Here is a 7,378-nt window from a genome sequence, read left to right on the forward strand (position 1 = left end):
GGCGTCCGCGTCGTCCGGGACGGATCTTGCGCTGACCGCTGGCCGATTCGGATCAGTTCGGGCTGGCTGGATTCGTTGCGGATCACGTAGATTCGTGTCGCCATGGACACGAACAAGGCGAGCATCACCCGTGTGCACGACGCGTTGCTCGGCGGCAAGGACCACTACGCGGCCGACAAGGCGGTCCGTGATCGTTTGTGTGCCATCGATCCGGACTTTCCCGTCGCCGCGCAGGACACCAGGGCGTTCCTGTCGCGGGCAGTCCGCTATCTGGTAGGCGAGGCAGGGTTGACGCAGCTGCTGGACTGCGGACTGGGTCTTCCTATCGTGGATGACACACACCGCGTGGCCCACGAGATCAATCCTGAATGCATGGTGGTCTACGTGTCGCTGGACCAGTTCGCGCTGTCGCACGCGCGAAGGCTGCTCGCCGGCAACGACCGTGCCCACGTGACCGAAGTGAACCTCAGCCATGCGGATCGGGTGCTGGCCGACCCGGTGGTCAGCAAGTACCTGGACTTCAGCCAGCCGATCGGACTGTTGCACATCCTGACGCTGCACCACGTGCCGGACCATGACGACCCTTGGCTGACGATGCAGCAGTACGTCGATGCGCTCGCGCCGGGTTCCTACGTCGTGCTGATCCACTTCCTGGACCCTGGTCCAGGCCACGAACTCGCGGACACCATCACCCGGGTCGGCGAGGTCTATCGCGCGGGTGTCGGCACTGGCTGGCCCCGGCGTGCCGAGCGGATCCTGGACCTGTTGCCCGCCCTCGAGCTGGTGGAGCCCGGCCTGGTGCCGGTGGGCGACTGGCGGCCGGACAGTCCTCGAACCGGACCGTTGGGCGCGATGCAACGTCTGGTCATGGGCGCGGTCGCGCGCAAGCCGTTCAGCTGAGCCGGAAACACGGTGAAGGGGAGGTGTTTCGTCCGGTTGGGACCGGACGAAACGCTCATGAGGAAGAACTGTCAGACGGCGGCCCGTTTGATCAGGTCGGCTACTTCCGAGGAATGCCGCTCGCTGAGGGCTCAGGTCCCCGGCGAAGGAAGCGTGGAACTTCTCCTTGTCCAGGAACAGGAATCCATTCTGTGGCGGCAGAATCGGAGGTACTGGGGCACCCGGCGGCTGGTCGCCAGGGCAAAGGAGCAAGGCGCACTACGGCCCGACGTCGAGCCTGTAGATCTGCCGATCATCCAGCTCATGCTGGGCGCGGTCACCGAACACACCGGGAGTCCGGAGTTGTGGCGCCGCTACCTCGCTTTGATGATCGACGGCATGCGCGCCCGTCCGGACACCGAGGGCCTACCGGCCGCAGGACATCCGTCCAAACCGGACCTGGTCACCAGGAGCGAACGGGATGCGTCCCGCGGCCGCCGCGCTGTCCGCAGCGGACAGTGACTGATCCGCTCAACGAGGGACATCGCTGATCGTCGGAACCACTTAGTCTGGCTGGTGAACGAAGTCATCCGATCTTCCGGGGAAGTTGCCGCTGAAGGGTGGACAACCTCTGTCGATTGCGGTGTGATGATGGTGCTCTTTGCAGACTATTGTTTGATTTTGTTGGACATTCAACGGTGAGGTCCGATGATTAAACATGTACGTAGAGTGACCGCGATGGTTGGGACGGGCGTGCTGCTCGCCGCGGGGATCGGTGCCGCGCCACCCGGCACCGCTGCCACCACCCCCGCCGTCGCCGCCGTGACTCCCGGCGACGGACTGGCGCTGACGCCGCCGATGGGCTTCAACAACTGGAACTCCACCCACTGCCGGGCCGAGTTCAACGAGGCGATGGTCAAGGGCATCGCCGACATCTTCGTTTCGAAAGGCCTGAAGGACGCCGGCTACCAGTACGTCAACCTCGACGACTGCTGGGCGCTGCCGCAACGCGGGCCCGACGGGAACCTTGTCCCGGACCCGGTGCGCTTCCCGAACGGCATCAAGGCTGTCGCGGACTACGTCCACTCGAAAGGCTTGAAGTTCGGCATCTACACCAGTGCGGGCACGAAAACCTGTAACGAGAACGGTTTTCCCGGCGCCCTCGGCTTCGAGCAGAAGGACGCCGACCTGTTTGCTTCCTACGGCGTGGACTACCTGAAGTACGACAACTGCAACAACCAGGGCGTGGACGCCAAACTCCGCTACACCACGATGCGGGATGCGTTGCGCCGTACCGGCAGGCCGATCGTGTACTCACTGTGCGAGTGGGGCGAGAACCAGCCTTGGTTGTGGGGCAAGGACGTTGGTCACTTGTGGCGTACCACCGGCGACATCACCGACACCTACAACAGCATGCTCGGTATCGCCAAGACGAACTGGGCGCTCGCGGACTACGCCGGGCCAGGCCACTGGAACGACCCGGATATGCTCGAGGTCGGCAACGGTGGCATGACCGACACCGAGTACCGGTCGCACTTCGGGCTGTGGGCGATCATGGCCGCGCCTCTGCTGATCGGCTCCGACCTGCGCACAGCGACACCGGAGACGTTCGAGATCCTCGGCAACCGTGAGGTCATCGCGGTCGACCAGGACCCGCTGGGGATACAGGGACGGCCGATCCGCTCTGCAGGCGGGATCCACGTTTTTGTCAAGCCGTTGAAGAACGGCGACAAGGCAGTGCTGCTTTTCAACGAGGGTGAGAAAACCGAACGCGTCACGACCACGGCCGCCGAAATCGGCCTGCCGCAAGCGACCGGTTACAAACTGCGTGACCTGTGGGCGCACACCGACCGTCACACAGCGGGCACGATCGCGGCGACCCTCCCGCCGCACGGCAGTGCGATGTTCCGGGTGAACGCCGACCGCGGTTGGGCGAAGTACCCGCCTGCGGTAGACATCGGCGCGGCACTACAGACCGTGTACCCGGGCGCGTTGCCACTGGTCGCGCCCGGTGACACGGCGTCGGTGACCACGACCGCGACCAACAACGGCAGGCTGCCCGCTGTCACGGTGAAGTCGGTGCTTACTGGGCCCGCTGGCTGGGAGGCGGTTCCAGAATCGCCGAACGACAAGACAATCCTGCGCACCGGCGAATCTACGAGTACCAAGTGGACAGTCAAAGTCCCGGCAAACGCCAAACCGGGTTTCTATGTCCTGGCTGTCCGAACCACCTACCGGCCAGACGCGGAAACGCGGTTCGACCTCGAAGTCCGTGTGCCACCACCGGCGCCGGCAGCGAACGCCTATGTCAGCGATCTGACGTGGTTGAGCTCGGACAACGGTTGGGGCCCAGTCGAACGCGACACCAGCAACGGCGAATACGGTTCTGGCGACGGAAATCCCATCACTATCAACGGAGTCACGTACGCCAAGGGCATCGGCGCCCACGCGCCCAGCAATGTGGAGTTCTATGTCGGCGGACGCTGCACGTCGTTGACCGCGAGCGTCGGCGTGGACGACGAAGAAGGAACCGACGGCTCAGTCGGTTTCGAAGTCTGGGCCAACGGCGCCAAGGTCGCCGACAGCGGAGTCATGACCAACGATATGCCCGCCAAGCCGATCACCGCCAACATCACCGGGGCGATGGTGGTGCGTCTGGTGGTCAATGATGGTGGCAACGGAATCACCAGCGACCACGGCGACTGGGCCGATGTCCGGGTGACCTGCGGATAGGCCCCTTGATCGCGAACAGGACCGATCTGACATTCGCGTCTCGCGTTCGATGATCCTTTGTGGACCGCTTTCGGATCAAGGGCTTGCACGGTGAAGATCGTGTCGTCCCGACCCTGCGGAGGGTTCTCGCAGCACCGGGCTGCGGGAACCCTCCTTTCGTTGCGTTCGTTAGTAAGTGTTTGTCAGTCTCTGGCAAGGCGGAGAGCCTGCACCTCGTCGCCGCCGTGGCGAGGTGCAGGCATGTCAGGGCCGGTTTCAGCGCCGTCACTGGCGACGGCTGGCTGGGTCGACGCGTGCGTAGGTAAGCAGGTCGACCATGGTGAAGGTGTTGGCGTTGCGGCGTGGCAGGGTTGGTGTCCAGGTCGGCTGGACTGACAGGTAGGACGTGGGATCCAGTTGGAGCAGGCCGAAGAAGACTTCGCCGCAGATCCGCGCGCCGACGCCAGCCAGGGTGATGCCGTCGCCGAGGTACTTGGCTTCCTTGAGGATGTAGTACCACAGCGGGGTGCTGGCATCGAGGTTGTTGCCGAGCGGCCGCAGCTCAGGGAAGATTTCCCTGGTCAGGATCGGGATGCGCATCGCCTCGGCGATCGCCTGCCCGGACGGCAGCGACCACGTCAGGTGCCGCAGCAGGTTGCGCTGGGGCAGTGAGGTCGGCGGGTCGTTGCTCGGGATCGCCTGCAGAGGCAAGTTGAACAGCGGAGTGGAGATCATGGTATCGATCCGCTTGTTCGCCCGGACCTGCCCGTCGCCGAAGTTGAAGAACGTCTGCCAGCCGATGAACCGGCGACGTGCACGGGCTCGGCCGCGCAGGTCCACCGGATCGGCCTGACCTTGACCGGCCGGGTCGAAGATGAACCCGAAGAACGCCGGGGCGCCGGTCGCGGGGTTGCCGCCGGGATCGCCGGCCAGATTCGCCCGGTACGACGGCCGGATCATGCTGTGCCCGAACCGGTACACCGCACCCTGGAACTCCACCGGCATGAAGAACTGCCCGGGTGCCGGCCGGTAGAACTGGCGGCCGTGGCGCAAGATGTCCTGGGTGAGCCCGTGGCCGATGATCTGCGGCAGGAACTCGTGCACGATGATCCACTGGTAGTGCCAGGTGACGATCTGCTTGGCCCGGTTGAACACCTGGTCGGCGGGCGCACCCTGGGAGCGGACCAGGTCGACCACCCGGTTGTGGAACAACAGGAACGCCGCGTGCAGGCCGGCAATGATCAGGTTCTCGTCATTGCGCGGATCGGCGATGATCGCCACCCGGTCCGAGCGCCGCGGCAAATCCTCGAACAGGCCGCCGCTCTCCACACGGAACTTGACCCGGTCGGCTGGGTCGTAGAACTCGGGGTTCGCGTTGGGGCCGCCGCCGTACACGGAGTCCAGTGACAACGTCGGGAACCGCGTATTCGGTGAGGTCTCCGGGGGAGTCGGTACCGCGAGACGCGAGTTCAGGTCGAACGTGAAATCGTGGTCCACGAATTGGCCGAAAAATGTGGTTCCGGCGGTGTGGAATGGGTTGTCGACATTGTTGGGAGATAACTCAGGGTTGGTGATGAGGCGGACCGGGCCTTCGTTCAACGGGTCCTTGGCGTCCATAATGCCACCCGGTCTGCCCAGTTCCCGCAGGGCTTCCTGGACCTGCTGGGTGGCCGGTGCGAAGGGCGGGAGGTTGAACATTCTGCCGAAGAAACGGGGGTTTGTCGGCGCGGTTTGCGCAGTGGCTGTGCCCGGAAATGTAGCGATCGCGGCGCCGGCCGTGACACCGCTCACGCCGCCAATGAAACCTCGTCGACTCAACTTTGCAGGGTTTGTACTATGGTCGGCTGTGTTCACGTGGGAATTGTCCATTTTGCGGACAGCGTTCGCCCATGACGAAGAACACTTACGACTAGTTAATGCTCCCTAAGTATCGGCCGTGCCGCCAGAGCTGCCAGATCGGGCGGACCTCGCGGTACAACGACCCGGACCTGCGCGTCCGGCTCCGGAATTCCCTGCTCTCACGCCGGGGTTGTCACCAACTGCTGAGGGCTGGGTCAGCACCCGGGAAGGGGCAGTGCCGTGGGGATCACCGGATGCCGCGGATCGTGCACTTCGCCGGGGTCGATCCGTCAGTACCGCGGACAGGCGGCGGTTCCCTTCCGGGGGCGTCGATGCGCTGGGGGATGCCGGTCGCTCGAGCGAACGCGGATCATCGGCATCCTCCGGACGTGTGGCCCGAGCGACGATCGGCGGCCCTCACGTGAATAGGTGAGATCCGTGCGGGCCGCTTGTCACTACGGTCCCCAAAGCGGACATCACGCTGAGGGAAGGGCCGCCGTGCCGACCTATGCCGAGGCGCTGACCAGGAAGGCCAGCGCTGCCAACGGAACCTGCTCTCGCCCGCCGCCTCGTGCTCGCGTCGTCGGCACCGCAGGCGCGCCCGGCATGCACTGGGCGGCCGGAAGTCCGGCCACGCTGGAGAGAAGCGCCGACCACAAGAGCAACCAGGACACCGACGGCGATCCACATGTGCCACTTGCGTACCCAATCACCGTCGACCGGAGCGGAGCCGGTCGTTTTCGACGCCGGGCGTCCTTGTTTGTGAGTTGATTGGGTGGCGTCGCCAGGCCCGGCCTGGGTCGGGCCGGTGGGGGTGCGAATCAGGTGGTGTACACCATGTCCTCGGTCAGTGTGGGGCTGCAGGTCATGACGAGTACGTGCTTGATGAAGTGGTAGTAGCAGAGTGTCCAGGTCAGTGGGTAGGCGTTGGTTCCGAGCGGAGCGATGGACACCACTTTTTCGCCGTTGCAGTTGATGGGGATGAAGCGGCTCTGGCCTTTGTAGGTGTACTTCACGACGTGATAGCGGCAGTTGCCGTGGCCGATGATGTGGAAGGTGTTGGGCCCGAGCTGGGGTTCGTTGTCACCGGCGGCGAACCACACGTCGAAGGTGGTTGGGCTGCCTCTGTGCGAGGTGTACGCGGCGGCCGGTGTGGCCATCGGCAGGAGCAGCGCGAGGACGGGCACAACGACGGGTAAGACCCGTCTGGCAAAAGCTGAACGGACACGCATGGGAGGACTCCCTTCCGAGCGGGTCGGGTTACCTCTCATGTCATAACCGACCGCTGGCGCCTATGCATGATCAATTCCATATAGCGGGAATAGCATGATCCAACCACGGCCATCGCGCTCAGGCGGTCGTCTACTATCCGGGATAAGTCACAAATTTGCTCCCCGAACAGCTGGATTCGAAGTACGGGCACGTCGGCACCCGACGCGCGCTTCCCCTTTATCGCACGCGGATCAAGAACTCGGCCGGGTTTACCGAAAGGGGTTGCAGGCTCAGGGCCTCGGACGGTTTGCCCGCTGGCAAATGTGGCGCGGCAATTCCAGGGGGTGGGCAACGCACTCTCATGCCGCGAAGCCGTCGAATACGAACGGCCACAGTGGACGCAATGTCATGGCTCCCCTTTATGTCAAGAGGCGGCTGGGAAGTGGGGGTTAGGCTGGGTTGTGGTGGGTCCGGGTTGTGGCTTGTCCGAAGAGCCGATGTCCGGGGGTAGGTCGGTCACGCTGGACTGGCGAGTCGTCCCGGAGTGCCCTCCCGGGCCTGCCGCTTGCCTGGTCTGCTGGTCGTGCACCATCCGGCGATAAACCACATTGGATAGTCGTCGTTTGAGTGCGCGCATGGCTTCCATCGAGGTCTTGCCCGCGGCCTTCTTCGCATCGAAGTAGATACGGCCTGGAGTGGCGTTGCGCAGCTGAACGGCAGCCATGATGTGCAAGGT

6 protein-coding genes and 1 pseudogene are annotated in these 7,378 nt (G+C 64.2%); 3 read left to right on the top strand and 4 right to left on the bottom strand.

Features of this window, described 5'->3' with window-relative positions; genetic code table 11:
* The first annotated feature begins 102 nt into the window (after positions 1-102).
* The 3 genes from B9C43_RS38225 to B9C43_RS38240 all read left to right on the top strand — a co-directional run bounded on the left by B9C43_RS38225 (position 103) and on the right by B9C43_RS38240 (position 3,612).
* The gene (locus tag B9C43_RS38225) at positions 103-900 is read left to right on the top strand and encodes an SAM-dependent methyltransferase (protein WP_084431842.1); all 798 of its coding nucleotides are present in this window, start codon (positions 103-105) and stop codon (positions 898-900) included.
* A gap of 153 nt (positions 901-1,053) precedes the next feature.
* Positions 1,054-1,401, top strand: coding sequence for an SbtR family transcriptional regulator (locus B9C43_RS57835; protein WP_200825876.1), 348 nt, complete (start codon positions 1,054-1,056; stop codon positions 1,399-1,401).
* A gap of 216 nt (positions 1,402-1,617) precedes the next feature.
* Complete coding sequence (locus tag B9C43_RS38240) at positions 1,618-3,612, top strand: NPCBM/NEW2 domain-containing protein (protein ID WP_084431978.1); 1,995 nt, start codon at positions 1,618-1,620, stop codon at positions 3,610-3,612.
* 264 nt (positions 3,613-3,876) lie between these two features.
* Here B9C43_RS38240 and B9C43_RS38245 read toward each other — a convergent pair whose 3' ends face one another.
* The 4 genes and pseudogenes from B9C43_RS38245 to B9C43_RS56000 form a co-directional block, all read right to left on the bottom strand.
* Positions 3,877-5,289, bottom strand: coding sequence for a peroxidase family protein (locus B9C43_RS38245; RefSeq protein ID WP_160096991.1), 1,413 nt, complete (start codon positions 5,287-5,289; stop codon positions 3,877-3,879).
* 647 nt (positions 5,290-5,936) lie between these two features.
* Complete coding sequence (locus B9C43_RS57000; RefSeq protein WP_160096993.1) at positions 5,937-6,104, bottom strand: hypothetical protein; 168 nt, start codon at positions 6,102-6,104, stop codon at positions 5,937-5,939.
* A 147-nt stretch (positions 6,105-6,251) separates the two neighbouring features.
* Positions 6,252-6,662 (bottom strand): hypothetical protein, encoded by a 411-nt coding sequence (locus B9C43_RS38250; protein WP_143446890.1) that lies wholly within the window; start codon positions 6,660-6,662, stop codon positions 6,252-6,254.
* 404 nt (positions 6,663-7,066) lie between these two features.
* Positions 7,067-7,378 (bottom strand): annotated as a pseudogene (locus B9C43_RS56000) (IS110 family transposase); the annotation flags it as partial.

This window comes from Kibdelosporangium aridum (assembly GCF_900176515.1).
GTDB lineage: Bacteria > Actinomycetota > Actinomycetes > Mycobacteriales > Pseudonocardiaceae > Kibdelosporangium > Kibdelosporangium aridum.

What these genes read in the sequence shown, in the direction of transcription:
- B9C43_RS38240 (WP_084431978.1), top strand. Translation starts at nt 1,618, where the DNA reads ATGGTTGGGACGGGCGTGCTGCTCGCCGCGGGGATCGGTGCCGCGCCA.
- B9C43_RS38245 (WP_160096991.1), bottom strand. Translation starts at nt 5,289, where the DNA reads ATGTTCAACCTCCCGCCCTTCGCACCGGCCACCCAGCAGGTCCAGGAA.
- B9C43_RS38250 (WP_143446890.1), bottom strand. Translation starts at nt 6,662, where the DNA reads ATGCGTGTCCGTTCAGCTTTTGCCAGACGGGTCTTACCCGTCGTTGTG.
- B9C43_RS38225 (WP_084431842.1), top strand. Translation starts at nt 103, where the DNA reads ATGGACACGAACAAGGCGAGCATCACCCGTGTGCACGACGCGTTGCTC.